The 26,439-nt window shown below is 41.0% G+C and carries 33 protein-coding genes; 23 read left to right on the top strand and 10 right to left on the bottom strand.

All coding sequences use genetic code 11. The features are described 5' to 3' along the window. Position 1: 1 nt before the first annotated feature. Entirely contained in the window at positions 2-1,672 is a 1,671-nt protein-coding gene (locus tag F973_RS09315) for an FMN-binding glutamate synthase family protein (RefSeq protein WP_004761424.1), read from the bottom strand. 422 nt (positions 1,673-2,094) lie between these two features. On the opposite strand from F973_RS09315, the gene F973_RS09310 reads away from it, so the two are divergent. After that, a complete protein-coding gene (locus tag F973_RS09310) occupies positions 2,095-3,357 on the top strand; it encodes a tyrosine-type recombinase/integrase (protein WP_004761422.1) in 1,263 nt (420 codons plus the stop codon). A gap of 5 nt (positions 3,358-3,362) precedes the next feature. Here the strand turns inward: F973_RS09310 and F973_RS09305 are convergent, their stop codons facing one another. From F973_RS09305 to F973_RS09270, 8 genes are all read right to left on the bottom strand, one after another. After that, positions 3,363-3,632 (bottom strand): hypothetical protein, encoded by a 270-nt coding sequence (locus F973_RS09305; RefSeq protein ID WP_004761420.1) that lies wholly within the window; start codon positions 3,630-3,632, stop codon positions 3,363-3,365. Between the two features lie 49 nt (positions 3,633-3,681). Continuing rightward, a complete protein-coding gene (locus tag F973_RS09300; protein ID WP_004761418.1) occupies positions 3,682-3,999 on the bottom strand; it encodes a hypothetical protein in 318 nt (105 codons plus the stop codon). Next, positions 3,987-5,492, bottom strand: a complete 1,506-nt coding sequence (locus F973_RS09295) for a 3'-5' exonuclease (RefSeq protein ID WP_004761416.1) — start codon at positions 5,490-5,492, stop codon at positions 3,987-3,989. Before F973_RS09295 ends, F973_RS09300 begins: the two co-directional genes overlap by 13 nt. A gap of 53 nt (positions 5,493-5,545) precedes the next feature. After that, the gene (locus F973_RS09290) at positions 5,546-6,631 is read right to left on the bottom strand and encodes a RecT family recombinase (RefSeq protein WP_004761413.1); all 1,086 of its coding nucleotides are present in this window, start codon (positions 6,629-6,631) and stop codon (positions 5,546-5,548) included. Positions 6,632-6,642: 11 nt separating this feature from the next. Further along, entirely contained in the window at positions 6,643-7,623 is a 981-nt protein-coding gene (locus F973_RS09285; protein WP_004761412.1) for a YqaJ viral recombinase family nuclease, read from the bottom strand. A gap of 3 nt (positions 7,624-7,626) precedes the next feature. Beyond that, positions 7,627-8,163 (bottom strand): hypothetical protein, encoded by a 537-nt coding sequence (locus F973_RS09280; RefSeq protein WP_004761410.1) that lies wholly within the window; start codon positions 8,161-8,163, stop codon positions 7,627-7,629. A gap of 240 nt (positions 8,164-8,403) precedes the next feature. Then, on the bottom strand, positions 8,404-8,730 hold the full coding sequence (locus tag F973_RS09275) for a hypothetical protein (RefSeq protein WP_004761409.1): 327 nt from the start codon (positions 8,728-8,730) through the stop codon (positions 8,404-8,406). A gap of 74 nt (positions 8,731-8,804) precedes the next feature. After that, a complete protein-coding gene (locus tag F973_RS09270) occupies positions 8,805-9,530 on the bottom strand; it encodes a S24 family peptidase (protein WP_004761407.1) in 726 nt (241 codons plus the stop codon). A gap of 107 nt (positions 9,531-9,637) precedes the next feature. Between F973_RS09270 and F973_RS09265 the strand changes: the two genes are divergently transcribed. The 17 genes from F973_RS09265 (at position 9,638) to F973_RS09185 (ending at position 21,551) form a co-directional block, all read left to right on the top strand. Next, positions 9,638-9,865, top strand: a complete 228-nt coding sequence (locus F973_RS09265) for a Cro/CI family transcriptional regulator (protein ID WP_004761406.1) — start codon at positions 9,638-9,640, stop codon at positions 9,863-9,865. A gap of 8 nt (positions 9,866-9,873) precedes the next feature. Continuing rightward, on the top strand, positions 9,874-10,206 hold the full coding sequence (locus F973_RS09260) for a hypothetical protein (protein ID WP_004761404.1): 333 nt from the start codon (positions 9,874-9,876) through the stop codon (positions 10,204-10,206). A gap of 2 nt (positions 10,207-10,208) precedes the next feature. Further along, positions 10,209-10,439 carry a hypothetical protein gene (locus F973_RS09255; protein WP_004761402.1) on the top strand — a complete coding sequence of 77 codons (231 nt, stop codon included), beginning with the start codon at positions 10,209-10,211 and terminating at the stop codon, positions 10,437-10,439. Then, on the top strand, positions 10,436-10,750 hold the full coding sequence (locus tag F973_RS09250) for a hypothetical protein (RefSeq protein ID WP_004761400.1): 315 nt from the start codon (positions 10,436-10,438) through the stop codon (positions 10,748-10,750). Before F973_RS09255 ends, F973_RS09250 begins: the two co-directional genes overlap by 4 nt. Beyond that, positions 10,747-11,052, top strand: a complete 306-nt coding sequence (locus tag F973_RS09245) for a Y16D family protein (RefSeq protein WP_004761398.1) — start codon at positions 10,747-10,749, stop codon at positions 11,050-11,052. Before F973_RS09250 ends, F973_RS09245 begins: the two co-directional genes overlap by 4 nt. Positions 11,053-11,062: 10 nt before the next feature. Further along, positions 11,063-11,884: a DNA adenine methylase gene (locus F973_RS09240; RefSeq protein ID WP_004761396.1), complete on the top strand. Its 822-nt coding sequence runs from the start codon at positions 11,063-11,065 to the stop codon at positions 11,882-11,884. After that, entirely contained in the window at positions 11,881-12,198 is a 318-nt protein-coding gene (locus tag F973_RS09235; protein WP_004761394.1) for a Y16D family protein, read from the top strand. Before F973_RS09240 ends, F973_RS09235 begins: the two co-directional genes overlap by 4 nt. A 53-nt stretch (positions 12,199-12,251) precedes the next feature. After that, positions 12,252-12,968: a DNA-methyltransferase gene (locus tag F973_RS09230; RefSeq protein ID WP_051062114.1), complete on the top strand. Its 717-nt coding sequence runs from the start codon at positions 12,252-12,254 to the stop codon at positions 12,966-12,968. Continuing rightward, entirely contained in the window at positions 12,965-13,849 is an 885-nt protein-coding gene (locus F973_RS09225; RefSeq protein WP_004761391.1) for a DUF1376 domain-containing protein, read from the top strand. Before F973_RS09230 ends, F973_RS09225 begins: the two co-directional genes overlap by 4 nt. Then, a complete protein-coding gene (locus F973_RS09220) occupies positions 13,846-14,610 on the top strand; it encodes an ATP-binding protein (protein WP_004761389.1) in 765 nt (254 codons plus the stop codon). The genes F973_RS09225 and F973_RS09220 overlap by 4 nt, the downstream gene beginning before the upstream one ends. After that, on the top strand, positions 14,607-14,792 hold the full coding sequence (locus F973_RS09215; RefSeq protein WP_004761387.1) for a hypothetical protein: 186 nt from the start codon (positions 14,607-14,609) through the stop codon (positions 14,790-14,792). Before F973_RS09220 ends, F973_RS09215 begins: the two co-directional genes overlap by 4 nt. Next, the gene (locus F973_RS09210) at positions 14,789-15,184 is read left to right on the top strand and encodes a DUF1064 domain-containing protein (RefSeq protein WP_004761386.1); all 396 of its coding nucleotides are present in this window, start codon (positions 14,789-14,791) and stop codon (positions 15,182-15,184) included. The genes F973_RS09215 and F973_RS09210 overlap by 4 nt, the downstream gene beginning before the upstream one ends. Before the next feature lie 23 nt (positions 15,185-15,207). After that, the gene (locus F973_RS09205; protein WP_004761385.1) at positions 15,208-15,666 is read left to right on the top strand and encodes a hypothetical protein; all 459 of its coding nucleotides are present in this window, start codon (positions 15,208-15,210) and stop codon (positions 15,664-15,666) included. A 101-nt stretch (positions 15,667-15,767) separates the two neighbouring features. Further along, positions 15,768-16,427: a hypothetical protein gene (locus tag F973_RS09200; RefSeq protein ID WP_034432587.1), complete on the top strand. Its 660-nt coding sequence runs from the start codon at positions 15,768-15,770 to the stop codon at positions 16,425-16,427. 104 nt (positions 16,428-16,531) lie between these two features. After that, positions 16,532-18,199 (top strand): terminase large subunit, encoded by a 1,668-nt coding sequence (locus F973_RS09195; RefSeq protein ID WP_004761382.1) that lies wholly within the window; start codon positions 16,532-16,534, stop codon positions 18,197-18,199. An 18-nt stretch (positions 18,200-18,217) separates the two neighbouring features. Then, positions 18,218-20,488 (top strand): portal protein, encoded by a 2,271-nt coding sequence (locus F973_RS09190; RefSeq protein WP_004761381.1) that lies wholly within the window; start codon positions 18,218-18,220, stop codon positions 20,486-20,488. Positions 20,489-20,690: 202 nt separating this feature from the next. Continuing rightward, positions 20,691-21,551, top strand: coding sequence for a Gp49 family protein (locus F973_RS09185; RefSeq protein WP_004761379.1), 861 nt, complete (start codon positions 20,691-20,693; stop codon positions 21,549-21,551). Between the two features lie 44 nt (positions 21,552-21,595). On the opposite strand, the gene F973_RS09180 is transcribed toward F973_RS09185, so the two are convergent. After that, positions 21,596-21,790 (bottom strand): hypothetical protein, encoded by a 195-nt coding sequence (locus tag F973_RS09180; RefSeq protein WP_004761378.1) that lies wholly within the window; start codon positions 21,788-21,790, stop codon positions 21,596-21,598. Positions 21,791-21,929: 139 nt separating this feature from the next. Between F973_RS09180 and F973_RS09175 the strand changes: the two genes are divergently transcribed. From F973_RS09175 to F973_RS09155, 5 genes are all read left to right on the top strand, one after another. Next, on the top strand, positions 21,930-22,952 hold the full coding sequence (locus F973_RS09175; RefSeq protein WP_004761377.1) for a hypothetical protein: 1,023 nt from the start codon (positions 21,930-21,932) through the stop codon (positions 22,950-22,952). A gap of 25 nt (positions 22,953-22,977) precedes the next feature. Further along, positions 22,978-24,267, top strand: a complete 1,290-nt coding sequence (locus tag F973_RS09170) for a phage capsid family protein (RefSeq protein ID WP_004761375.1) — start codon at positions 22,978-22,980, stop codon at positions 24,265-24,267. Positions 24,268-24,331: 64 nt separating this feature from the next. Further along, positions 24,332-24,805: a hypothetical protein gene (locus F973_RS09165; protein WP_004761374.1), complete on the top strand. Its 474-nt coding sequence runs from the start codon at positions 24,332-24,334 to the stop codon at positions 24,803-24,805. Between the two features lie 76 nt (positions 24,806-24,881). Further along, on the top strand, positions 24,882-25,730 hold the full coding sequence (locus F973_RS09160; RefSeq protein ID WP_004761372.1) for a RyR domain-containing protein: 849 nt from the start codon (positions 24,882-24,884) through the stop codon (positions 25,728-25,730). Then, positions 25,730-26,404: a phage adaptor protein gene (locus F973_RS09155; protein WP_004761371.1), complete on the top strand. Its 675-nt coding sequence runs from the start codon at positions 25,730-25,732 to the stop codon at positions 26,402-26,404. Before F973_RS09160 ends, F973_RS09155 begins: the two co-directional genes overlap by 1 nt. The last annotated feature ends 35 nt before the right edge of the window (positions 26,405-26,439 follow it).

Here is a 26,439-nt window from a genome sequence, read left to right as displayed (position 1 = left end):
GTTAAAACCGATCCGCATCTGCCAGTTTCCACATCCGATAATAAAAGTTTTCATCATCATCCAAATTATTTTGTAGTAATTCATTTTCCTTGAGGAAAAAATGAATCTGGGCATAATTTTTAATTTCACGATCATTCAAACGCTGCGCCAAATGATGCGCCTTAATATCTGAAGGATGACGTAAACCCGCGGCGGCGATCATTTCAGAAAGCGCATGCAGTGTATTTTTATGAAAATTAAAAACACGTTCCGCCTTGCTGGGTACATCAATGGCTTTCTGACGGTCTTTATCCTGTGTCGCAACCCCTACAGGGCATTGATTGGTATGGCAACTTTGTGCCTGAATACAACCTACAGCGAACATAAATCCCCGTGCGGAATTGACCCAATCCGCGCCAAGTGCAAATGTACTGGCAATGTCAAACGCGCTGATAATCTTTCCACTGGCGCCGATCTTGACCTGACCGCGTAATCCTGCACCCACCAAAGTGTTATGGACAAAACGTAAACCCTCCCGTAAGGGAGTGCCAATGTAGTCACTAAATTCAATGGGTGCAGCGCCCGTTCCACCTTCAGAACCATCCACCACCACAAAGTCAGGAATGATCCCAGTTGCGAGCATAGCCTTGACGATACTCATAAATTGCCAGGGCTGCCCAATACACAGTTTAAAGCCAACAGGTTTGCCACCAGACAGGTCCCTCAGTTTTTGAATGAAATGCATCATTTCAATGGGAGTGTTAAAGCTTGGGTGACGAGAGGGAGAAATACAGTCGTGGTCTCTGGAAATGCCACGGATACGGGCAATCTCCTCAGAGATTTTATGTTTGGGTAAAATGCCACCATGACCTGGTTTGGCACCCTGTGAAAGCTTAAGCTCGATCATTTTAATTTTTGGATTTTGCGCCTGTAGGGTAAATTTCTCAGGATCAAATAATCCCTCAGGTGTACGACAACCAAAATAACCACTGGCAATTTGCCAGACAATGTCGCCACCATTTTCCAGATGGTAAGGGCTTAAACTACCTTCACCCGTATCGTGGTAAAAGTTGCCCAATTGGGCACCCTTGTTTAAAGCCCGAATCGCATTGGCGCTTAGGCTGCCAAAACTCATGGCCGAGATATTCATGATTGAGGCGCTATAAGGCTGGCTACATTGCGCATTGCCAATCAGAACCCGAAAAGTGGATGGATCGGCAGGTGGGCAGGGTGTCATCGAATGCACAATAAAACGATAGTTGGCTTGATAGACATCAATGATTGAACCAAAGGGTTTGTCTGCATTTTCATTTTTTGCACGCTGATAAACCAAGCTGCGTTGCATTCTGGAAAAGGGCAATGCATCCTGATCGGCCTCAATAAAATACTGGCGAATTTCGGGGCGCACATCCTCAAAAATAAAACGGAAATGTCCCAGAATTGGATAATTTCTTAAAATTGCATGCTTTTTCTGGAGCAGGTCATACAAGCCAAGCACACTGAGCAGGCTTGTCACAAGCCAAAGCCCATTCAATAAAGTGTCGGAAATAAAATAATAAATACTATGTGGCGTATAAATGGTCTTGAACCAGCTAATAGTCAGCGTGATCAGGATACAAAGGAACCAAACCGAATGTCTTGAAAAGAAAGTATTGAGTAGTTTATGTCTTATAGCTTGTGCAGGGCTAGCCATAGGCAGGAGATTCCTATAATTAAGCAATCCACAAACCATGCCAAGAACAGTCTCTAACCACAAGTAATGAATTGTTAGACTTGAGAATTATTCTCTTAAATCAGCTAAAATTCAGTTCAACCTATCTGAATAAATTTTCCGATTTTTTTCAATATACATTTGTTGATAAGGCCCTTAATTTGTTGCACTCCCTGAATATCCAGACCCGTTTGGGTGGTTTCTACCTGTTCTATAATACTACTGTGGATTTGTTTAATTTTATAATTTAATAAATAACAATTAGTTGTTTTGTTTTTTGATAGGATTTTATTAGATAAAAGATGCACCTGTAGACTATTTGTAGACTGTTGAGAAACATGGTTAAATCTAAGTTCGCTAAAACTTTTCTAAACCACCTTAAATGGTGGTAAACGGATTTAAACATGAAACTCAACAAATCTAATGTTGATGCTATTCCATTGGTGGAAAAAGGTCAAAAAATATATCGTGATTCTGAACTTATTGGGTTCGCAGTCAGAGTTACCAATAAAAGCAAAACTTATATAGTTGAGCGTAGGCATGAGGGGGAATTATTTAGGGTCACAATAGGAAAGACAACTGATCTGCCTGCAACAAATGCACGTGCCAAAGCGCAGATGATCCTGGCAAAGATTTCAAACAATGAGTATGAAAAACCGACTAAGTTAAAAAAAATTAACAATCCATTGGATATAACGGTTAATGAAGCTCTCCAGATTTATTTGGATAGGAATGACTTTAAGCCAAAGACCATACGGCAATATAAGAAATATTTTGATCTTTACCTTGGATGGGGTAATAGAAAGCTTTTTGAAATAACTAAGCAAGAGGTATTGGATAGATTTATTGAGGTCTCTAATATCAGTGAATCATCAGCGAATGGCTCCGTATCGTTGTTGGGGACACTATGGAAATATATCCATGTGCTTTACTCAACAGATGAGGAGCCAATACTTAAATCAAACCCTGTAGATATTATTTCCGTTACCAAAGGATGGAATCGCATCAAAAGTAGACAGAGGCACCTACATAAAGATGTGATCCATAAGTATTATCAAGCTGTAATCAACTATCAGGACGAACTTAATTTAGAAAATACTGCACGCTCAAATACTCATCGAGATATGGTTCTGATGTGTATGTATACAGGTTGCCGTAGGCAAGAAGCGTGTCAATTGAAATGGGAAGATGTAAATTTCAAAACAGGTAGTTTGACTTTTCGTGATACAAAAAATGGTACTGATCATCATTTTCCGATTGGCGATCATTTAATTAGTGTATTAAAAGAAAGATGGATGTTGAAAGAAAATGATTGGGTTTTTCCAGCAACCAAGATGCCTACTTCCTGGAATATGCATGCAACCAAGGTAGATACCCTGATAAATAGAGTGGGAGAGCAAGTCGGATATTATGTATCAATGCACGATTTTAGACGAACATTCGCGACGATCTGTAACCTATTGAGATTTAATATTTATGTCACAAAACGACTTCTTAACCATACAGCCCGCCCAAGGATTGATGTAACTGGTGGCTATGTTCAAATACCTGATGAAGAATTACGTGCTTCTATGAATATGATTGAAGCTGTATATCAAGGGAAAATTGATTGTTTTAATTACCAGTCCGTATGGGATGAGCGTCTAAAAGAAATAAAGGCGGGGTAACCGCCTTATACTGTGGCAAGCTGTGCAGTATTTAGCACAGTCTTGCTTTTTTCATATTGCAAGACATCTTTCTTTTTATATGAAACACGTCTACCAATTTTATAGAAAGGCATGGTTGATTGATCACAGCGCATTCTAGCAAGAGTCCAGGGTGAGCAGTCTAAATATAGAGCAACAACTTCCTGGGGAAAATTTTGTTCGTCATTAGCCCGAATAAATCTATCCAAGTGTTCTTGCTGTTCTGCTTCTGTCAAATTTCTAAGGTCTTTTAGCATTCATACCTCCGCGTTAATAAATGCAGATTCGTTCACTAGCAACATAACTTCAAGCCACCAGATAACCCATTCCATGTGATTCACCTTTAACAATATGCAGAATTTCCTTTTCTGCTTTTGCTGTACAAGTCTGTTCAGGTGCACGAAGATGGTTTTCAAATTCAGCCCCAAGCTCATAAGCTGCTTGATTACCTGAAAGGTCTGAGCCAACACGCACATAATGATGTGACTTTTTATATGCTCGTTGTGCTTCTCGACTTTTTGCTCGTGCCACAAAACCACCATCTAACTGCTTCACCTCATACCCCAGTTTTTCTAACCAGATTTTGAAGCCTAAGAAGTTTTTCTGTTTTACTACTGGACGCATAAGGCATTTACCTCAGCTTGGGTGTTATATCCGATAGCTTTAAACAGTGGGTTCAATGCAGAAATATCTAACTGCTTTTTAGCTCGAGTAGCAGCAACATATAAAAGTCGAGCTTCATCTTCGGTTAGGATTTTTTCACCTGGTTCAACTGATTCTTTATAGAAAAAGTCACCACCAAGTTTGACCTTGTTAAACTCCAAGCCTTTAGACTTATGAGCTGTGGTCACAATGCAGTCATAATCACTAGAATTACTTTTTAGTAATGAGCTGATTAGAGCTTCTTCACCCACTTTATTGATTAGGCTAACAAGTGCTTTTAAGTCATTTCCAGAGACTTCATTTGTGTATTCAATGACTTCTTCCCAATTGCTAAAGCCTTCAAATACACTTCCATCGTGGACTTTTATTCCAGATTTAACTTTTTTGGCATCTTCAATGTTTTTGATTAAGGTTTGGGTGTCAACTTCCAGTCTTGGCTCACGCCCAATTTTCACCAACTCGACCATATTGGAAAGTGCGGCCGCATTGGTACGGAAAATGAAAGCATCGGTGATGCTGTCAGGAATTTCGCATACTTGTGAATCAATTTTTTCAAAGCCACGCAAGGGGATTTCCTCATCGAGCACATTGAATAAAATGTTGTTTGCCAGATCAGCAATACCTTGTCCAAAACGAAATGACTGACTTAAACGTGTTTCAGCAATTTCAAGTGACTGCATGGCATTGACCGCACCACGGAATGCATAGATTTGTTGGTGACGATCCCCAACATATATTACCTGTGCACGTTGATTGTTGAGTACATTCAACATGATTGGGTCCGCATCCTGCGCTTCATCAAATAAAATAAAGTCAGTATTGATTACTGGATTGCTCAATGCCCAATATTTTAGGTAATGGTCATGTTCGAGACGGTTAATGCCAGCAGGATTTAAAATGTCATTCCAGTAATCATGTGCCTTAGGTAAAAGAATATTTGCCAATTCAGCACGATATGTATCATCCATCCAATCAGGTAAAGCAGCATAAACTTGTGATAGTTGAATTTCGCTGTAATTAGAACGGCAGAAATAACCAATTGCATTGATCAATGAGGTTGCCATACGGTTTGAACCAAAAAGGCGTTTCTGGTCATCCTCACCACGTTGTTTTGTCAATGCTACAGGCACTTGGTATGACTCAAGATCATGACGATTAGCAATCTGGCTTGGCATCAAGCGACGATTTTTTAATTTATTGGTCAGCCAGCGTGGAACAGAGTTATAAGCTAGGCTGTGAAATGTTTTGCACTTCACATTATGGTTAAATTTAGACTGTGCTTCTGTTGCAATAGCCTTGTTAAATGCCAAGTACATTCCATGTTGGTGATGCTTTGCATTACCAATCAGTTTAAGGGTAGAGGTCTTACCAGCACCAGCGTATGCGGTCACTTTACAAGAATGTCCATGTAATGCCATATCAATGGCATGTTGTTGTTCAATAGTTGGATTCATATTTCTATCTCACTATTGGCACCCTCATGTGTGAGGGCACCACATGCCATTAGTTAAGGTGTAAGTTCTGCTGATTTACGTTCAAATAGTGCGCTAACTTCATCAATCTGTGCATCAGTCAAGAATGATGTATTTGGTTCAAATTGTTTTTCCATGATTGAGTTGATAGCTTCAATTGAAGTTGCTACCTCTAAATCATTAATCAATTGAAGGTAGAATTTCTGGTTTGCGTAAGCCTTTTTAATGTCAGTTTCCGCTGGTTCACCTAAATCTGTTGGGAACGTCTTAGCTAGTGTTTTTAGTTCATCAAGTGAGGTAACTACATTGATTTGATTAATGAGCCCTTCAACATCAAAATTAGGAGCCATATCAATAACTGTTTCTTGAGATTGCTCACGCTCAGCCATTTGAGCTTTAAGCCCACTTGCACCTTGATGTTTTTTTGCCGTTGATTGAGCTGGAGTAACATCCATTTCCTCACGCTCAAGAAGCTCATCAGGCGAATACACACCTAAAATTACATCTGGACAGTACAAACGTGCCCAACGTTTAACTGCCAAGTAAGCTAACTGTTGTTTAGGATCATCAACCCACAATGTACTATTACGAGTACGAGCTTGAGATAACATGATAGTTAATTCACGTGGATTATCTTCACCACGCAAGGTTGCCCACACTTTAACACCTAATGGACGCTCATCATTAATATGCCATTTAGGAACACGGTATTTAGCTGGATTGCCATGTTCATCATTTTTTTTGGTGCTGGTTTTTTCCTCAAAGTTCCCAATAACTTTGTCCCATTGTTCTTGTGTGCCAACCCATTCAAATTGTAAACGCTCTTTAATTGGGGCACGTGCAGTAATGACGGCATTGATTAATTGGGCTTCATAACCTAACACACCCTTGATGCTAAAAGTTTTCTGAGCGACGGCAAAAGGGTTCATGCCCCACTGCATTGACTGCATTACAATAGCCATACAGTCACCCTCATTACCTGCAATATGTGCAGGAACAGTTCCTCGAGCTTTAGCCATTTTTGCTGCGAATCGCTCAATTTTTTCTAGCGCATCAAAATCAAGGATGAGATCAGTAGTTTGGGTTGAGTGCGGTACTTGTAAATCAGTTGATGCGTTCATAATAAAATTCCTTAAATTGTTTCTTTAAATTTGTTTGAAATACGGAAAACACGGGTACTGGATGTTTTGCTGTATTTCGTGAATAAATCAGGTTCTTCTTTTTTCAACAGCGTACTGTCGATACGAGTAGAAGATTGTTCTTTGTAGGTGCAGATGGACTTGCCCTGGCTAATCATCATTTCCGCATCTTGCATCGTTGAGACAATCTTTAACTTGATTTCATCTTCACGAGCCTTATCTGCTTTTAGACGACCTTGAACAGTGATAAGTTCTTCAGCGAGTTTGATATGTTCAAAATCAGCTTCGACTTGTTTACCCACAACATGGTTTGACCAGCGATGTAAAACATCATCAAAACAAGTAGGATCGGGTGGCACATCAGCAATGACATGATTGAACCAAAATGCTTTCACCTGATTGAAAATGGATTGAATTAAATCTTCATCACGTTCAATGCGATACATACGGAATTTGTTGCCACCAATGAGAACGGCAAGATCAATAACTTTGCATCCTGTAATCAGCAGGTACCATAAGCATTGGGTAAGGTAGTAATCAGGGACTTGATCAGAACCTTCTTCACCAAAAAGTTTACTCATGTACTCAGATGCAGTTTTACATTCAAGTAGGCGATCTGTTGTTAAAGCACCATCTTTGAAACGCACATTTCCAGCAATATCAGGATTGATAACTGCGCGGTCTATGTTGCCAAGTGCCCAAGGATGTTCCTCTAAAAATAACTGTTGAGTAACACGTTGAACTTTTACACCTGCACGACGAGAGAACTCTTTAGCAACAACGTCTTCAAGTAGGTTGCCGAAATGGGCAGACTCATTTTGTGATTCTTTACGTTCACTGCGATCAGTTTTGTCTAACCACAATTGGTATGGTGATTTGTATGGGCTGAAACCAAGGATTGCAGCAACGTCTGAACCACCGATACCTTTTTTACGACCTGCAAGAAACTGGTCACGATTAACTTGAGTGTTCATGGATTAAACTCCTAATTTTTCACTGATTGCACTTTCAAGCGCATCATTGATGTTTGAGATTTCGATGCGATCAAGATATGCGTTGATTTCACCCTCATCACCATGAACCGCTTTTGGTTCTATGCGTGTGACTTCAATCGCTTGCCAACTGTGACCTGCGCCATTGCTATCTCTATAGCCCGTATAATCGAACTCGACATCAATCGCATACTGATCATTTTCAGTCCAAACCCGTGCTGTGCAATCAAAACGGCAGTCGTTGTAATGGCCTAAATCAAGGTCGGTAACTGTGTACTCTGGCGAATGGATTTCAATTGGCTGCACAGGCTGCCCAACATTGATTGACGCAAGCGCAAAACTCATTGTTAAAATCATCATTGTTATTCCACCGATTAAATACGATGTAAAACCAGCAGCAGGGTGCTCAATTAACTGCGCTGAGCAAGCCTTAATCTGTTTTGTTTGCTGATTCTGGATCAGCTTGCGTATCAACCATCGTTGCCCCTCGATGTGTTGACTTTGAATATCGTTTTGTTCCATACTGAACCTCATGTGTAGTGGGAAGCCCTGTTTGATGTGAGAGTCGGCAGGGCTTTTTGCTGTGTATGAGGCAAATATTAGGTAAACCTAATTAATTAGTCAATAGGTATTCCTAATTTATTTTTAGGTTTGCCTAATTTTTTGTTTTTGATAAAAGAAAACCTGCATAGAGCAGGTTGAGTGGAGTTTTTTGGAATTTTATTAGATCATTAAGATAGGTGGATTGCCAAATTTGTAATATTAATTTCCCCATTTCTCCCAGTCACGATAGCCAGTTAAGCCATGGTTCAAAATTTTTATAGATGAGTCTTTTTTCATTATTTCTAAGCTTTTTTCATATTGGCTACAGTATTTAAAATATTCGAAAGTTTGGTGTCCTCTTATTACATATTCGATATGATAATTACCAAAACCCTTAACTGTTAAATTGGGGTGCGTGACTCTTTGTAAGTGATTTCTGAGTAAATCAAGTTCACTTGGCTTATTTCTGCGATCAAGCCAAAAAACGATATAAAAAAATATAATTATTAAACCAATAATGCCCAAGTTATATATAAAGTCATGCATTTTTAAATACCTAAATTATAATTATTTAATTTTTTCTTACTCGTTTGGGCTTAAAACACTTATACCTTCAGGTGTTACCATTTTTCCAATTTCGCAATCTGCCAAACCCAACCAATAATTTCAAATTGTTGAGAGATTCTTTCTTCTGCTGTTAGTTCAATTTCTTTATATTCTTCTGAATTATCAGATAACAATCGGATTCCACCAAAGGGTAGGTTATATAAACGTTTGCAGTAATGAAGCCCACCTATACAAATCACATAGATACGACCATCTTTAACCTCTTTGCGACCAAGATCGATGTGAATTGTATCGCCATCATTAATGGTTGGTGTCATTGAGTCACCTGATGCAGTTGCTGCAACAGCATTAGATTCTGTGATTGCTAAATTGCGTAAAGTAGCTTTGGACATTCTTAATTTACGTCTTTCATTAGCAATAGCTTCATTAAATGAACCACCGCCACAAGCAAAAGAAAAATCCTTGAAAAATGGGATTTCTACTTCGTCATCATCTACTGGAGTATTGCTATCCCATTCATTTACTTGGGTGAATTGAGGATTAATTTCACCATCTGGTTTAGGTGAGCCTTTACCAGTCGCCAGCCAAATAGGGTTCACATTCAAGTGATGTGAAGCTCGTAGAAGATTTTCACCTTCCATTGTTTTTGATTTACCAGAAAGCCAGTCACTTACAGATGGTGGCTTAACACCAACAGCACGAGCAAGTTCTACACCCTTGATTTTTTTTGGTGGTAAAACTTCCATTGCATATTTTAGTCTTTCAGCAAGTGTCTTCATAAATAACTCTCAAACCATTAGGAAATCCTAACACGAATAAAATTAGGTATGCCTATTGATTATTTATAAGGAATGCCTAATAATTGCTTTTGTTATAGGAGAGCAACATGAATGACAACCAACTTATAGAAGCCCTTGGTGGATGTAATGCAGTTGCACGGCTTTTAGGTATTACAGGACCTTCAGTGAGTGGTTGGAAAGCTATTCCAACTGACAGAAAAATCCGCCTAGCTGTGATTGCAGAAGATCGTGGAATCTGCACACGCAAAGACCTTTTCCCAGAAGATTATCAGGACATTTGGATTGAACTAAGAGAGCCTGAACAAATTCAATAGGTGAACCTATGGAAACAAAAATAATGTTCGTTTTCAGCAAAAAACTGTTGGCACCCATGTCAACACGTGTACCGCTGGAAGTCCAAGAGATCATTGATACTTTGGCTGAAAGCCAAGGCAGTGATCGTGCGAAATGGTTAAGAGATGCCATAGATAAAAAGATCGAACTGGAGACAGGTCAATCATCATCTGAGCACATAGAAAAATCAAAGAATACAACGTCTACCAGTGTATTCAAGAATGTATGCAGAAATTTAAAAAGTTTTTGGCAGGCATTAAAAAAGCCCGACGTTGCAGGTCGAGCTTCTAGTACAGCAATTCATAATCATTCAGGAAAATGAACATGAATAATTTAACAGAACATAAGTGCGCTGGCAAATGTCCAGAGTTTAAAGGGGAACAGTGCCATCACTGTTTGATACCTGGTAATTCGGAAATTTCAAATGGTTCGGATTTTATTATGGGTGATGACGCTCATATCGAAAACCACATTTCTCCAAAGTGTAAAACCATTTCCAATGATGTGCAGATCCATTTGAGTAATGCATTGGCAGCTCAAAAGGAGGTTTCATGAATCTCGACCCACGCAAATCAGAGCACAGTCTCGCTTCATATTCACCCGTGAAACACAACCAAAGCCAAGCCTTGAAAGATGAAGTTGAAGCATTTTTAGCACAGGGTGGTCAGATTTCAAATCAGACCCATGGTGATTTTGTTAGTCCTTGCTTTGATAAGTCGAAAGAAAGCCTTGCAGCGACTGCAAGGAAAGCTAAACGCCGCTTATTCCTGTTTCACTGTCACCAGCACGGTATTTCGCAGCATCGGGTCAAAGATTTGGCATGTGTGCGCTGCATCAAAGCAAATGCAAAAGGGGGACGGTCATGATTATAGGAGTTGCTGTAAAAGCAGGTGATCTTATGGTCGCTCTACCAAAACCTAATCGCCATGCAGATTGTACCAATATCATTCTGTCACTTGGTTTGGTACCAGATATTCAAAATCAATGGGGGAAATCTGCACATCAGGGTTTCTATTGTGAAAATGGGAAGTTCTATACACGTCCACAAGCATTTTTACATGCAGTTGAATGTGGTCAGTTGGAATTTTGTGCAAATCAACTTGAATTGATAGCCCTTGGTGAGATGGAATTTTCTCGCCTTGGGTTATGTAGTGAAGATTTGTGGTGAGGTGAAATTTATGAATCATCCTCTTATTCGATACCATGGTGGTAAGTTTCGGCTTTCAGACTGGATTATTAGCCATTTCCCTCCTCATGAGACATATGTTGAACCATTTGGTGGTGGAGCATCTGTTCTTTTGTCAAAACTACCAAGCCGTATGGAAGTTTATAACGATCTTGATAGTGATGTCGTAAATTTCTTTGAAGTTATACGTGATCCAAATCTTTCAATTGAATTGGCGAAACAAATTGAGCTCACGCCATATTCACGCACTGAGTTTTTAAATGCTCGAGCTGATACCACATGCAAGGTTGAGCAAGCTAGACGTTTGGTGATACGTGCACAAATGGGATTTGGAAGTGCAGGAGCAACAAAAGGAAATACTGGTTTTCGTTTAGACACAGCTCGAGGTGGTAGTGACATCGTAACGATTTGGCAAAGACAACCAGAAGTAATTCTTCAAGCTGCTGCACGCTTAAAAAATGTTCTTATTGAAAATCGTGATGCTGTCAAAGTTATTCAAGACCATGACAGAGAAAACACGCTTTTCTTTGTGGACCCACCATATGTTTTAGACACAAGAAATATGGGGGGGAAAGCATACCGACATGAAATGACTAATGCAGACCATGAACAGCTTGTAAGCGTATTACAACACTGCAAAGGCATGGTGATTTTATGTGGATATGAACATCCGATATATGAAGCCTTAAAATGGAAAAAAATTAAAAAATCTGTTGCAGCTGCTGGTCAATCAGGTTCGGTTCTACGTGAAGAAGTGCTTTGGATTAATCCACAAGCTGAAAATCAACATGATTTATTCAGTGAGGTGGTATGAGCTACGCAATAACTGACCAGATTCGCAAATTAAAAGTGGGTAATCCGACAGCAAAGGCGGTACTTCTTCGCCATGCTGATTGTACCAATATTATTCTGTCACTTGGTTTGGTACCAGATATTCAAAATCAATGGGGGAAATCTGCACATCAGGGTTTCTACTGTGAAAATGGGAAGTTCTATACACGTCCACAAGCATTTTTACATGCAGTTGAATGTGGCCAACAAGAATGGACTGCAAACCAATTAGAGCTAATAGCCTTAGGTGAGATGGAATTTTCTCGCCTTGGGTTATGTAGTGAAGATTTGTGGTGAGGTGCACTGTGGAGAAACCATTTCACATAATTTTAGGAGACTGTCTCGAGCGCATGAAAGAAATCGAGAGCGGTACTGTCGATATGATTCTTTGCGACTTACCATATGGGACAACGTGCTGCAGTTGGGATGCGGTAATTCCATTTGAACCACTGTGGGCAGAGTATGAGCGTGTAATAAAGCCGAATGGTGCAATTGTATTATTCAGTGCGCAACCATTTACAGCAGTACTTGCAACATCAAATCTAAAGCTATTTCGTTATGAGTGGATATGGGAGAAACCTGCCGCTACTGGATTCTTTAATGCACATTTCCAGCCGTTACGTGCTCATGAAAACATCCTCGTTTTTTACAAGGCTAAACCAACATTCAATCCGATCAAAACGTTTGGACATGAACGCAAGACAGCGAAGCGTAAAGACATTGGGTCAGAGCACTACGGCAAACAGGTAAACATTAAATCTTATGACTCAACAGAGCGGTACCCACGTTCAGTTCAATTATTCAGTAGTGATAAGCAGAAATCGAACTTTCATCCAACGCAAAAGCCAGTTGCTCTTTGTGAGTACTTGATTCGTACATACACAAATGAAGGTGAAACAGTACTCGATAACACAATGGGAAGTGGAACAACAGGAGTAGCTAGTATTAACACTGGGCGACGATTCATCGGTATTGAAAAAGATACAGGCTATTTTGCAACTGCCAAAATTCGCCTTGATGAAGCTGTGACATTCCATCAACAAAAGCTATTCAGTGAGGCAGTATGAGTAACCAAGACGTTGATATTTGGATGCCTATATATATAGGTGACATGCTTGCTAAAACTACACGAATGACCACCGAGCAAATCGGTGCGTCATTTTTGTTGATGATGGATTACTGGCGTAATGGCGCAATACCAGATGACAATAATGTAATTGCCAGCGTAATTCGTTTAAATATTGCTAAAGCAAAGGCATTAAAAAATGCCTTAATAAATTGCAATTTATTTGAAGTGATTGACGGTCAATTAACATCACAATATTTAGATGGGTTAAAGGCACAAGCTGAAAGCAATAAGTCTGCAAAGTCAGACAGAGCCAAGAAAGCAGCCGAAGCACGATGGGGCAACAAGCAAGAATCTAGCAATACTAATGCAAATAACGAGCATGACCCAAGCAATGCTAATGCATATGCACAAGCAATGCAAAACGAATGCACAAGCAATGCTAAAAGTATGCTTGATGAATGCCCGTCATCGTCACCTTCATCTATTAATAACACTCACTCTAATACACGCGAGGAAAATTCTCTCGACGATGATCTGAATCTCTGGAAACCACAACTCGACCAGATCAACGCTTGGCGACAGCGAGCAGGTCTGCCTGTCACGACACAACAAGAATTTGATCAAACCATGATTACGTTCTTGCCGTACTACGCACCACAAATCCGAACGAGTCGAATGACTGAAAACCAGATTTACTCAAAATACATCGCATGGGTGAAGCGTGATAACTCGAATGACAAACCCAAAACAGGTGCGAAGTCTAAACCAGAAAAACCAAAGCAAACAGGCCTGAATGTCAACGATGATTGGAAAGGCCAGCCACGCAACGACGATGAGCCTTTTGACGGGGTGATTGAAATCCCAAGGAGTCTCCTATGAACAGCATGACAAGATTTTCACACGGTTTTAAACAGGCGGATGAGATTTGCTCAGTACATCGGGTTGCAAAGGTTCAGGCAGGTCCGTATCAGATTTGCCCTCAGTGCGCAGTTGAGCAAAACATGGAGACGGAAGAGACTCGAAAAGCTGATCAGGCGCGTGTTGATCGGATGGTTCGTGAAAAACATTTTGGTGGTGCAATGCTTCCTGAACGTCATGCTGAATCTGATTTTATAAATTACAAGGCAACCCACACTGGACAGGCCAATGCGATTAACCAGTGCATGGGTTATGCGGAAGCACTGATCCAGAACCGCTCAAAATTTAAATCCAATTTCATCATGGTTGGTTTCACTGGCACGGGTAAAACTCATCTGGCTTGCTCCATGGCAAAGGCATTGCTCAAAAACGGGTTGTGTGCACGCTACATTACCAGTGAAGAACTGGCGCAGCGCATTATGAACGCCTGGGACAAGGACACGAAAGATCAATCGGAAGCATCCGTGATTTATGAGTTTACCCAATACGATTTACTCATTCTCGATGAGTATGGTTTACATGACCGCGATAAGCGCCTTGAGTTGGTCCATAAGGTTTTAACCGCCCGCTATGACCGTAAAAAACCAACCATGCTCATTTCAAATTTCACCTTAAAAAAACTGCATGATGATTTGGGCGATCGACTCTGGTCACGAATCCAGCATGATGGGCTTACCGTTGTTGAGTGTAATTGGCAGGATTTGCGGATGAGCAGTCAATGAAAAGAAAAATGAAACAGCGCATCACACAGCAACGACGTCAACAGAGAAGCAATGCTTCCATGTTGAAAAAAACAAATTGCCCACATGGTTTTGATATTGCCTGTTTATTTTGTGGTTTTGGCGAGAAAGATGGGAAACGTGTTTGGCACGATTGGACGAATAAAGAAAAGGATGTGGCATGACAAATTATTTATCACAATCTCAAATCAAAAGACTTGTTCATCAACGTGACAAAAAGCCTAAACAGCCTAAGTATGGAAATCACAAGGTGTTGATTGACGGTAAAAAAGTTGCTGATTCAAAACACGAGTATAGCCGCTTGTGTGAATTGAAAGTTTTGCAGCGTGCAGGGGAAATAAAAGAGCTGCATACGCAAGTACGTTACAACCTGATCCCATCTCAGAAAATTTGTGGTGAGAAAGTGCGTGGTACAGATTACATCGCAGATTTTGTTTACTGGACCAAAGATAACCAGTTCATTTGTGAAGATGCCAAAGGCCACAAGACTGCGGATTACATCATCAAACGTAAATTGATGAAATTAATTCACAATATTGACGTAGTTGAAGTTTAAAAACGATTTAGGGGAGTATGACAATGAAGTCTAACGCTGAAACAATTCTTGAGGCGATTGAGGATTTACATAATCAAGAGCAGATCGTTACTAGAGAAACTTTGTCACAATTGACAGGCTTAAAATTATCTATCGTTGATGATCGTTTAAGTTATTTGGTCGATAGTGGCCAGATTATTCGGGTTCAGCGTGGTGTATTCATTCCAGCCCCTAAACATCGTGTAGCACGTTTGATGTCTAAAATGGTTCTACCTGATGGTACCGTTAAAATTGAAATTGGTGATGATCAGATTTTGACATTAACACCACGTGAAGCACGCAACCTTGGCAATCTTATGGTTGCTGAAGCAATGCAATATGCAAATATTGAAATGGGCCATCATATGGCAATACTTCAGAGTGAAGTTTCAGGTCAAGTACGTAAATTATCGAAGCAAGTAGGGGATTTATTGGATATAGGCAAGCAAGGAGAGCTGTTGTAATTTATCAAAACGGCTTCACCCCCCTCTAAGGTTAGACCTCCCCCACATATATACATGATCATTAAACCAATATGAGGTTTCTTGCGGAATATATTCCTCACATGGCTGAAAAAAAAGTAATTGATTGGGAAAAAATTGAACTCGATTATCGGGCTGGTATTAAGTCATTACGTGAAATTGCAACCGACCATGAAATTTCAGAGGGTGCAATTCGTAAGCGTGCCAAGCGTGAAGATTGGGTTCGTGATCTATCTGCAAAAATCAAAGCTAAAGCAGAGGATTTGGTACGCAAAGATTTAGTACGCAGTGAAGTACGCACCCAAAACACTATTTCAGAAAAAGAAACTATTGATGCCAATGCACACCAACAGGCAGCAGTACGATTGTCCCAACGTAAGGATATTCAGCGTTCCCGTTCAATCACAATGAAGCTATTTGATGAACTGGAGCATCAAGTCGGTGTGGAAAATGCTGAACTACTGGAACAGCTTGGCGAGATCATGCGAGATGAGGATGAGAAAGGTCAGGATAAATTAAACGATATTTACCACAAAATCATTTCATTGCCAGGTCGTGTGAAAGCAGCCAAAGATTTAAGTGATGCTCTTAGCACATTGATTCGTTTGGAACGTCAGGCATTTGATCTTGATGATAAGAACAATACAACGATAGACCCACTTCAAGCACTACTTGATCGTATCTCTCAGGGTAATAGTTCAGCACTGTCACCAGTTGCACAGGACAAAGACTATGAGAATTAATGCCGTGTACGTGAATATCACGATGATTGACCCACATCAAAATTATTCTATTCACGTACACGCGTTTATTTTGCCTAAATTTATACAAAATGAGGTGAAATGACGTGTTTAATGCTGCTCTGAAGCCTCTACCAACAAATAAGGAAGAACTGGAACGCTGCCTTGCAGACCCTATTTGGCGTATTTTTTCAGGTTGCCTGTATAAGATTAAAATTAAAGGTGATGATTTTAGGGATGAATATGGCGTATTGCAGGTAGCAGAATCCTTTGAAATGCCATTTAAGCCGAATGAAGCCCAGATTAGGTTTATGGATCGGCTTTGGTACCGCAACATTATTTTAAAAGCCCGTCAGCTTGGCTTTACGACACTGATATGTGTACTTTGGCTTGACCACGCACTTTTTAACGCAAACCAGAACTGCGGTATTATCGCTCAGGATTTACCAACGGTTTATAACATCTTCAAAGATAAGATTAAGTTTGCCTACGATAATTTACCGCCAGAGATACGTGAGCGTTTTCCACTCAAAACCTGTAATAAGTCAGAAATGGAGTTTGCCCATAATGGCTCAACCATTCGTGTAGCAACTTCTTTCCGTTCAGGAACCATTCACCGCTTACATATTTCCGAGTTCGGTAAAATCTGTGCAACAGATCCTGCCAAAGATGATGAAGTTATTGAGGGTTCAATTCCAACCGTACCAACCAACGGTGTTCTTGTTATTGAATCAACAGCAGAGGGCCGTAATGGTTCTTTCTATGAAATGGTGCAGATTGCACAGAAAAACTACGCTTTACGCAAAATACTAAATAGTAAGGAATATCGCTTTCATTTTTATGCTTGGTGGCAAGAACCTAAATATCGCCTTGATGCGTCAGCTATTTTTATTTCACCAGAAGATCATGCTTATTTTGATGAAATTCAAATAAAAGTCAAAGAGGTCATGAACATTGATTGCCGTATCGATCCTGATCAACGGGCATGGTATGTCTTAACACGTGACAATGACCTACGTGGTGATCAATCGAAGATGTGGCAAGAATATCCATCATTTCCTGATGAGGCATTCCAGGTTGCCAAAGATGGAAACTATTATGCCAAGGATATGCTGGCACTTAGAAGACGTGGCGGTGTATGTGAGGTTGAAGTCCTTGATATGCCTGTAAACACTTTTTGGGATATTGGAAATAGTGATGGCTGTTTTATTTGGTATCACCAGTCAATGAACCAACAGGACCGTTTTGTTAATTGTTATGAAGCCCACGGTGAGAACCTACAGCATTATGTTGCAGAGCTAACCAGTCATGGTTATGTATTTGGTACACATTATTTACCCCATGATGCAGCACATCGACGTTTAGGTGATTTCAACAAATCCACACTGGAACAATTAGAGGATTTATTACCTGGGCATAATTTTGTAATCGTACCTCGCATTACCTTGTTGAATACAGGCATTCAATTAACCCGTAAATGTATGAAAAATTACTGGTTTGATAAAAAACGATGCAAATTAGGTATAGAACGGATTGAGGGTTATCAAAAGAAATTTTCCCAGACTGAAAAACGCTTTATTGATGTACCAAACAAGGCCAATGGTTGTAGTGAGGGTGCAGATGCTCTACGACAGCATGCACAGGCAAAGGAATCAGGTTTGTTGGGTGATTATGCGTACACACAAAGCCGTGTAGGTTTAGGTGAAAGTGAAAAAAGACAGGATGATATGCACGATACATATCACGATGAGCCGACAGACTGGCGGCTAGTGTAGAAATATGGAGCTATGAACATGACAGACAATACGCCAGCCGATGACGAGCTTGTACTAAATTTACATGAAGTCCAAGAGATAAACTACGAGATTGAGCACCAGCCGCTTTGGCGTAGTACCGCAGACAAGGAAATGGACTATGCCGATGGTAATCAATTGGATAGTGACCTGCTTAAACGCATGAAAGAGATTGGCATACCGCCTGCAGTGGAGAATTTAATTGGTCCAGCGATACGGGCCATTGAGGGTTTTGAGACAAGCACACGTACAGATTGGCGTGTGACAGCGAATGGTGAGCCAGATGGACATGATGTTGCAGATGCCCTTAACTATAAATTGAATCAGGCTGAACGTCAGTCAAAGGCTGACAAGGCCTGTACTGACGCATTTAGACCGATGATATGTTGTGGCCTAGGTTGGGTGGAAGTTAAGCGAGAATCTGATCCACTGGCTTACCCGTATCGCTGTCTAGCAGTGCACCGTAATGAAATACATTGGGATATGAAAGCCCAGGAATATGATTTAAGTGATGCACGCTGGCTTAGACGTAAGCGTTGGGTGCACCCACAACGTTTGAAAGTTGCATTTTCACAGCATAAAGAACTGATTGAACGTATTGCACAGCATGGTTCATCATGGTGGGAACAGGATGGAGTGCTAGATGGTGGACAGAGCACAAATTTAAGCAATGCTTGGGTGAATCAACGCGCTTGGTCGCTGGAAGAACAGTATTGGTACAATCCATCGTCTAAAGAGATTCTGGTATGTGAATACTGGTATAGACGTTGGGTTGAAGTCATTATGTTGCGATTCAACGATGGTCGCATCGTTGAGTTTGATGATAACAATCCTGCCCATTTATTTGCAGCAGCGAATGGCCATGCAATACCAGAACGTGCAACAGTCGCCCGTGTACGTCGTGCTTACTGGATTGGTCCACATCAGTTGCATGATTCACCGTCACCATATCCGCATAAACACTTTCCATACGTGCCGTTCTTTGCATTTCGAGAGGATAATACACGTGTGCCGTTTGGTTTTATCCGTGACATGAAGTATCCGCAGGACTTGGTAAATAGTACACAAGCCAAGTTGCGATGGGGTATGAGTAGTGTCCGAGTAACAGCAACAAAAGGAGCTACTAATTTAACACCAATGCAAGTACGGCAACAAATCGCTCGCCCTGACAGTTACATTGAATTAAATCAAGCACACATGCAGAAGCAAGGTGCACGCTTTGATGTAGATCGAGACTTTGAATTAAACCAGCATCAATTCCAGTTATTGAATGATGGTCGACAGGCAATTGAACGTACCAGTAGCATTACGTCAGGATTTCAGGGCAAGCAGGGTACAGCAACGTCAGGCAAGCAGGAAGCCATTCAGGTTGAACAGTCTGATCGCTCAATGCAAAAGGTGATGGATAACTTTAGGGAATCACGTACATTGGTTGGCGAGCAACTGATCGCCCTGATCATTGAGGACCTTGGGCAGAAAGAGGAAGTGGTCATCATCGAGGGTGATGCAGTCACGGAAGAACGTCGAGTGCATATCAATAAACCCGAAGTGGACGAGCTGGGGTACTCATATCTTTCCAATGATGTGCAACGCACAAGGCTTATGGTTGCATTGTCCGATGTTCCGAGTTCAAAAAGCTTTATGGAACAACAAATGAATGCGTTGTCAGAGATTACCAAGTCATTACCAGCGAATATTCAGGTTGCTGTATTGCCTTATGTTATTGCGCTTACTGATACCCCGTTCAAGAAAGATGTTATTCAAGCCATTAAGGACGCATCTCAAGCCGCTACACCAGAGCAAATCCAGCAACAAATTCAGGATGCCGTTAAACAGGCCTTGGCTGATGCAGGTAATGAGATTAAATTGCGTGAACTGGAGTTGAAAGAGCGTAAAGCAGCAAGTGAAATTAAGGAAATAGACGCACGTTCAGTACAAATTGGTGTGCAAGCTGCATATTCAGCAATGCAAGGAGGTTCACAGGTAGCAATGATGCCACAGATCGCACCTATTGCTGACGAGATTATGAAAGGTGCAGGCTATCAGCGGCCGAATCCGATTGGTGATGATCCTAATTTCCCGACAGCAGAGCAGACAGCAGCCCGTGATGTGCGTTCACCATATATTGAGGGTGAGGGCGCTCAGCTTGGCAGTGAGGGATTAGCAGAGGTTCAACAGAATACTAGCCCGATGAATCCACCAGTACCACAACAAGGCTCAACAGGAATGCAGGGAATTGAGACTCTACGAACCAGTGATAATTTGTGGTAATATAAGTTATTGGACTAATCCTGAATCTGTAGGCGATGCAGTGTAGCGTAGTGATCGACAGCACAATTGATGCGTATCACAAGTGGGAGATCGCAACCCACCAGGATGTCCAATCCCCACCCCTGTAAGGCAAGAGTAATTTTTATTGTTCGCAGATAATAAGGCAGTCAAATCGACTGTCTTTTTATTGAGGATTAAGCGAATGCCTAATAACAACCAACAACATTGTATGACCTTTAAAATAAATGAAGATGGCAGCCACAACGCTGCTGAGATTGCAGATTTTGTTAAAGCAGATTCATGGGATGTTAATGGTGATAAATTAACATTATTTAATTTAGTTTTAGTGGGTAAAGCACAATTCTCAGTAATAGCTGGCGAAGATATTATTATTTCTGGTCTGAATACTGAACAGCAAATTGAGCAAGAAATTCAATCTAAAAACTTAAATGCGCCACGTTTAACGCCTAATCATATTGATGCGGTGATTGTTGAAGAGCATTATTTTACAGCCGAAGATGGCGCAACAAACTCACCTCCCGAAATGTGTAATCGTGGAGAATTTCCACATTTAGCACAGCTCACATTTTGCGTATTAGTTCTTAAAAATGGATTTACAGTCACAGGTGAATCAGCGTGTGCAAGTCCTGAAAACTTTGATCCTGAAATTGGCAAAAAGGTTGCTCGTGAAAATGCTCGCAACAAAGTATGGATGCTTGAGGGTTATTTGCTGAAAGAAAAATTAAACCATCAAATTAAAATCCAAGAACATTTTGCAAGTCAAGGTGTGGATGTTGGGAAGTTGCAAGACAGCCCTATAGTTTCTGAATTGCCTGAATTAGAAATTAAATATAGTGATGCTGTTAAATCCACCAATCCTACAAATGATAACCAAGCATGTGTCAGTGGTAGTGTTGGTGAATGCATTCATCGAACTAAACTTTTAAATAATCGTGAAAATGCATACTTGCTTACTCAATTATTGAGTTTACCAAATATCAATAATGATTTACGCAAAAAAGCTGAAACCAAAATGACTGCATTATTAGATGAGTTGATTTAAATTTATCGAATAGACTTTTAAACCAGCATCAATATGCTGGTTTTTTATTTCTTGATTTTCCATTCAACGGCATGATTTCCATTGTCGCAATCATGGCTCACACATTCACCTTTGTGATTCACCTGAATTACACCACAACCTTCACAAATAACATTTGCTAGATAGTTCGGCTTACATTCATTGATAAACCCATTACTCATTCCATATTGCTTGGCGCATTGAGCACAATATTCTGCCATTTCTGTACCCCCTGTAAGGCTAACGCCATCATATCTAATTCATTGAAACTTGTCTCATGTTGAGCAATCAGCAGCTAAACGCTAGATAACTCTAGCCATTCAGACCTTAGCGGCTACAGCGATAAGTAGTAGGAACGACATGGACATTACAGAGCAACAACAAGAGTTGATTGAATCAGGTGACATTACACCAGAACTTGCATCGCAACTATTAAGTCAGTCGATGAATGATGGCGATACCGCAGCGCAAGCTGCGGAAATTGGTAGTGAGCCAGACACTACCCAAGCTGGAAATGACAAAACTGATACAGCAGGCGGTACGCAACAGGCACAACAGCAGCAACCAACGGTCGATGAAAGCCAGTTGAATGCTGAAAATGCAGTGATTGTTGCCAGAGATGGTAAGCACACCATTCCTTATGAAAAGTTAGTGGAAGCACGAAACGGTGAAAAGGAATGGAAGCAAAAGTTTGATACTGCACAGCAGCAGCTTGCAGAGCTTCAAACCAGTGCACAGGAACGTAAAGATAACGGTGTAGCCCCAACCGTACAGGATAACCAAGCGAATATCGTTCAACAGGCGATTGATGAGGGTGTAGACCCTGCAATATTTGGTGATTTTGACGAAAAAGGTTTAGCCGATGGTATTCAGAAACTTGTTGATATGCGTGTATCAGCAATGGTGCAGCAGAAATTAGAAACTGCTTTAGCACCAATGCAACAGCAACAACAGGTGAGTGCGGAACAAGCGCATTTTAATGAAATCTTTACAGCACATCCTGATGCTGAATCCATCGTGGAGTCCAAGGAATTTAGTGCATGGCTGGATAATCAGCCGAGCATTACCAAGGATGCGTACAACACAGTTTTAAATAAAGGTTCAGCTTCACAAGTTGTTGAACTCTTGGGACTGTATAAGTCTGGAACACAATCAACTCAGGCTGCACAACAGCAAAATGATGCTGTACGTGTGGCAGCGATGCAAGCTGTGAACAAAGCTCCAACAAACGTTCCGCATAGCGTGACGGATTTTCCTGCTGGCAATCCCACAGGACAATCCAATGATGAGCGTCTAGCTAACCTATCTGGTCCTGAATTACTTGCAGAGATGAGTAAATGGACACCAGAGCAGATCGACGCTTATTACGCACGCAATGCTTAATTACATTGTTGTGGAGAAATAAATCATGCCAGGTAAAACAAATGCCGCTTATGGCGACAAAACAAATGCTGTGCAACAGTCGGTAGGACTATTTGCAAAAAGCTTACGTCGTAAAAGCCTAATCAATAACATGGTAGGCAAAATGCAAAATGGCGAGTCAAGCGCGGCAAGCCAAATTAAAAATGAAACTTCGACTCATATGCCTATCCTTCGTGTGATGGATTTGGGTAAGCAGAAAGGCGATGAAGTTACTTATAACTTGATTCAACCTGTAAATGCATACCCGATCATGGGTAGCGAATATGCAGAGGGCCGTGGTACAGGCATGTCGATTGTGGAAGATCGATTACGAGTAGATCAGGCACGTTTCCCAATTGATCTTGGTAACGTGATGACTTCAATTCGCTCACCAGTTGATTTTCGTCGTATTGGTCGACCAATTGCTCAGGATCTGATGGATCGTTATTCTGATTTATCAACACTGGTACATTTATGCGGTGCACGTGGTTACCAGAATAGTGCTGAATGGGCTGTGCCGCTTACTTCACATCCAAAGTTTAAACAGATCATGGTCAATGATGTTAAGGCACCGACCAAGAATCGGCACTTTATTGTTGCTGGGGATGCAGTTCAACCTTTCAAAGTGAATGCTGGTGAAGCTGATTTTGCAACAACCGACCTGTTCACAATGGATACCGTGGATAGTATGCGTTCAGTTATGGATGACATGGTTTTACCACCTCCATGTGTTCAGGTTGAGGGTGATGAGGCTGCAACCGATGAACCATTGCGTTTATGGATTGTGTCACCTGCACAGTACCGTTGGTTTGCCAAACAGCAGGGCTTCCGTACATTGATCAGTAATGCAGTGGCACGTTCTTCCAATGCGAAAAACCATCCATTGTTCCGTGGCGAAGTTGGTTTGTGGAACAACTTCTTAATCCGCAAGATGTCCCATGCGATTCGCTTTAACCCAGGTGACCCGATTCGCTATTCAACAAGCTATACCAGTGAATCAGAAGCGGATGCTTTAGTTCCTGCTTTGGGTGCTGGTTATGCGGTGGATCGTTCAATTATCTTGGGTGGTCAGGCATTGGCAGAAGCATTTGCCGCACATAAAGGTACAGGCGTTTCGTATTTCTGGTCTGAAAAAGAACTGGATCATGGTGATAAAGCCGAGTTGCTGGTGGGTGCAATTCGTGGTGTGAAGAAAATCCGCTTCAATGTCGATGTAAATGGCGATGGTAGCGAGTTCCAATACACCGATCACGGCATTGTTACGGTTGATACCGTGGTGAAACTGCAAGGTTCTTAATTTACAGGCTGTATGGTCGAAGTGACTGTACAGCCTTTCTTTAATTTTTTGGAGTATTTCAATCATGGCAACAATTAAATGCAAGCGTAATCCGCTTATGTTTGGTGGCGCAGCACCGTTTGGTAACTTAACTGCATTGGCATTTACTTTAGCGACAACCGCAGCAGGCGCAGTAATTGATTCAAATTCTACAGCTGCAGTTGCATCAGGGGATGTCATTGAACTTGGGTTATTACCAGGTGGTATGCGTTTAGATGATGCTCAAGTGATTATCACCACTGCAATGTCTGCAACAGTCACAGGTTCATTAGGCTTTAAATATGCTGATGGCGTTGATTCTACGGAAGCACCGCAGGATGCAGCATATTTTATCAATGCTGGCGCTTTATCTAGTGCAGCGCGATTACGAGCAAATGGAACGAAGCTGGTCACATTACCCAAGGATGCCATTTTGACCTTAACCACTGGTGGTGCTGCCAACGCAAAGGCATCCGATATTAAGGTGGTAGTGTCTGGTGAATTAACTGGTCCTCGTTAATAGGTTCCAGTGGATAAATTATAGGGATAGGTGACTTTTAGATTATCTATCCCTTTGTTTTATTTGGAGAGTTAAAATGAAAATTAGTTTGATTGCAGCAATCGCATACAGTATTAATGTCGCCTACTGTGCATCTATGGGTGATGAACAGCTTGCTTGGGATGATGCGCTAGATTGGCAGCGTAACAGTGCGATTGCTGGTGTAGAAATGCATCTTGCAAATCCTGATGCAACACCTGAACAATCACATGAAGAATGGTTGAAAGACAAGGAAGCAAATGGCTGGGTATATGGTGAAGTCAAAGACTTGGCGAATAAAACCCATCCAAATATTTTACCTTATGCAGAATTGACACCTGAGCAGCGAGCAAAGGACCATCTACTTAAAACCGTAGTTCATTTGCTTAAAGACTTGCCTGATCCAGATGATTATTTAGGGCTAAGTGGCCAATTGGTTAAACTGCAAAAACAGATTTTGGATAGTCAGAAGTCTACTGCGGTACTTACTAAAAAACAGATTGTTGGTGTAGGTGTTCGATATATTCACAAAACACGTGAGCGCTTCAAGGACCATTTGTACGGCACAGGTCTTACTTTTGAGCGTGGAGAAACAGTCGTTCTGCCAGAAGATACTGCATTGAAGTTTTTAGCGCATACCGAGTTTGAACGTGTCGATGCTGGGTCAGAGAATACTGCATTAGTTGAGGATGCGGTTGCTAAAACTTTAGAGCAAAAACAGAAAGAAGAACGTCAGCAAGAAGATAAGATTTTTGATGAAATCGAAGCCATCAAGGGTATGCGAACTAAGGATTCTGTAAAAGAATACATCAAGGCTCGTTATGGTGATGATATTCAGGAAAATCTGAAACTTGCCGACCTACAGGCTATCGCTATTGAGAAAGTACATAGCTTTGGAGTGGTCTGATGGTATTAAGTGAATTGCTACGTCGTTTTCGTGTAGATGCCAATGATAAGGTAGAACCTTATTTCAATGAAGATATTGATGTTATTGCATGGCTAAATGATGCAGTCAATGAAGCATGTATACGTTCACGACTATTGCATGAAAGTCAGAGTCCAGATGTATGTAAAATCGCTGTAACGGCAAGTAGTTCACAATATCAATTACACCCATCACTTTATGAATTAACGCAAGTTTGGTTTGAACCAGATAACGGATTTCGTGGCTCTAGCTTATCTCTTGTTTCTCCAGAATATTTAGATCAGCGATATGGTCCTGAAAATTGGAGGCGTTTAAATGGGATGCCACAGTTTGCTATTCAGGATGATACAACGATTAGGCTTGTCCCTACTCCCGATGTGTCGGGTGAATTGCAGTTAGAGGGCTATCGTGTTCCGTTCTCACCCATGCAGAATGATACCGATATTCCAGAAATTAACCAGATTCATCATGTGCATTTAATCAATTGGGCGTTGTATCGGGCATTTAGCGTACCTGATTCTGAGTTCTTTGACCCGAACCGAGCAGCAATTGCAGAGCAGGCCTTTACTGATTATTTTGGTCCACGCCCTGATAGCGATCTGCGTCGAATGACCCGTGAAGATGTTCCACACGTGGTGCAACCATTTTTTCCATAATTATTTTAACCCCTGTAAGGCGTGAGCATTTAAAT

The organism is Acinetobacter sp. CIP 102129, from assembly GCF_000368305.1.
GTDB lineage: Bacteria > Pseudomonadota > Gammaproteobacteria > Pseudomonadales > Moraxellaceae > Acinetobacter > Acinetobacter parvus.
This window is presented reverse-complemented; position numbering and strand designations above follow the sequence as displayed.

Coding starts and splice junctions, on each gene's coding strand:
- F973_RS09215 (WP_004761387.1), top strand. CDS start 14,607: ATGAAAAGAAAAATGAAACAGCGCATCACACAGCAACGACGTCAACAG.
- F973_RS09200 (WP_034432587.1), top strand. CDS start 15,768: ATGGCTGAAAAAAAAGTAATTGATTGGGAAAAAATTGAACTCGATTAT.
- F973_RS09285 (WP_004761412.1), bottom strand. CDS start 7,623: ATGAACACTCAAGTTAATCGTGACCAGTTTCTTGCAGGTCGTAAAAAA.
- F973_RS09295 (WP_004761416.1), bottom strand. CDS start 5,492: ATGAATCCAACTATTGAACAACAACATGCCATTGATATGGCATTACAT.
- F973_RS09280 (WP_004761410.1), bottom strand. CDS start 8,163: ATGGAACAAAACGATATTCAAAGTCAACACATCGAGGGGCAACGATGG.
- F973_RS09290 (WP_004761413.1), bottom strand. CDS start 6,631: ATGAACGCATCAACTGATTTACAAGTACCGCACTCAACCCAAACTACT.
- F973_RS09180 (WP_004761378.1), bottom strand. CDS start 21,790: ATGGCAGAATATTGTGCTCAATGCGCCAAGCAATATGGAATGAGTAAT.
- F973_RS09160 (WP_004761372.1), top strand. CDS start 24,882: ATGAAAATTAGTTTGATTGCAGCAATCGCATACAGTATTAATGTCGCC.
- F973_RS09305 (WP_004761420.1), bottom strand. CDS start 3,632: ATGCTAAAAGACCTTAGAAATTTGACAGAAGCAGAACAGCAAGAACAC.
- F973_RS09315 (WP_004761424.1), bottom strand. CDS start 1,672: ATGGCTAGCCCTGCACAAGCTATAAGACATAAACTACTCAATACTTTC.
- F973_RS09185 (WP_004761379.1), top strand. CDS start 20,691: ATGCCTAATAACAACCAACAACATTGTATGACCTTTAAAATAAATGAA.
- F973_RS09240 (WP_004761396.1), top strand. CDS start 11,063: ATGAATCATCCTCTTATTCGATACCATGGTGGTAAGTTTCGGCTTTCA.
- F973_RS09175 (WP_004761377.1), top strand. CDS start 21,930: ATGGACATTACAGAGCAACAACAAGAGTTGATTGAATCAGGTGACATT.
- F973_RS09225 (WP_004761391.1), top strand. CDS start 12,965: ATGAGTAACCAAGACGTTGATATTTGGATGCCTATATATATAGGTGAC.
- F973_RS09245 (WP_004761398.1), top strand. CDS start 10,747: ATGATTATAGGAGTTGCTGTAAAAGCAGGTGATCTTATGGTCGCTCTA.
- F973_RS09300 (WP_004761418.1), bottom strand. CDS start 3,999: ATGCGTCCAGTAGTAAAACAGAAAAACTTCTTAGGCTTCAAAATCTGG.
- F973_RS09255 (WP_004761402.1), top strand. CDS start 10,209: ATGAATAATTTAACAGAACATAAGTGCGCTGGCAAATGTCCAGAGTTT.
- F973_RS09220 (WP_004761389.1), top strand. CDS start 13,846: ATGAACAGCATGACAAGATTTTCACACGGTTTTAAACAGGCGGATGAG.
- F973_RS09270 (WP_004761407.1), bottom strand. CDS start 9,530: ATGAAGACACTTGCTGAAAGACTAAAATATGCAATGGAAGTTTTACCA.
- F973_RS09260 (WP_004761404.1), top strand. CDS start 9,874: ATGGAAACAAAAATAATGTTCGTTTTCAGCAAAAAACTGTTGGCACCC.
- F973_RS09155 (WP_004761371.1), top strand. CDS start 25,730: ATGGTATTAAGTGAATTGCTACGTCGTTTTCGTGTAGATGCCAATGAT.
- F973_RS09275 (WP_004761409.1), bottom strand. CDS start 8,730: ATGCATGACTTTATATATAACTTGGGCATTATTGGTTTAATAATTATA.
- F973_RS09205 (WP_004761385.1), top strand. CDS start 15,208: ATGAAGTCTAACGCTGAAACAATTCTTGAGGCGATTGAGGATTTACAT.
- F973_RS09230 (WP_051062114.1), top strand. CDS start 12,252: ATGAAAGAAATCGAGAGCGGTACTGTCGATATGATTCTTTGCGACTTA.
- F973_RS09265 (WP_004761406.1), top strand. CDS start 9,638: ATGAATGACAACCAACTTATAGAAGCCCTTGGTGGATGTAATGCAGTT.
- F973_RS09235 (WP_004761394.1), top strand. CDS start 11,881: ATGAGCTACGCAATAACTGACCAGATTCGCAAATTAAAAGTGGGTAAT.
- F973_RS09170 (WP_004761375.1), top strand. CDS start 22,978: ATGCCAGGTAAAACAAATGCCGCTTATGGCGACAAAACAAATGCTGTG.
- F973_RS09190 (WP_004761381.1), top strand. CDS start 18,218: ATGACAGACAATACGCCAGCCGATGACGAGCTTGTACTAAATTTACAT.
- F973_RS09310 (WP_004761422.1), top strand. CDS start 2,095: ATGAAACTCAACAAATCTAATGTTGATGCTATTCCATTGGTGGAAAAA.
- F973_RS09250 (WP_004761400.1), top strand. CDS start 10,436: ATGAATCTCGACCCACGCAAATCAGAGCACAGTCTCGCTTCATATTCA.
- F973_RS09165 (WP_004761374.1), top strand. CDS start 24,332: ATGGCAACAATTAAATGCAAGCGTAATCCGCTTATGTTTGGTGGCGCA.
- F973_RS09210 (WP_004761386.1), top strand. CDS start 14,789: ATGACAAATTATTTATCACAATCTCAAATCAAAAGACTTGTTCATCAA.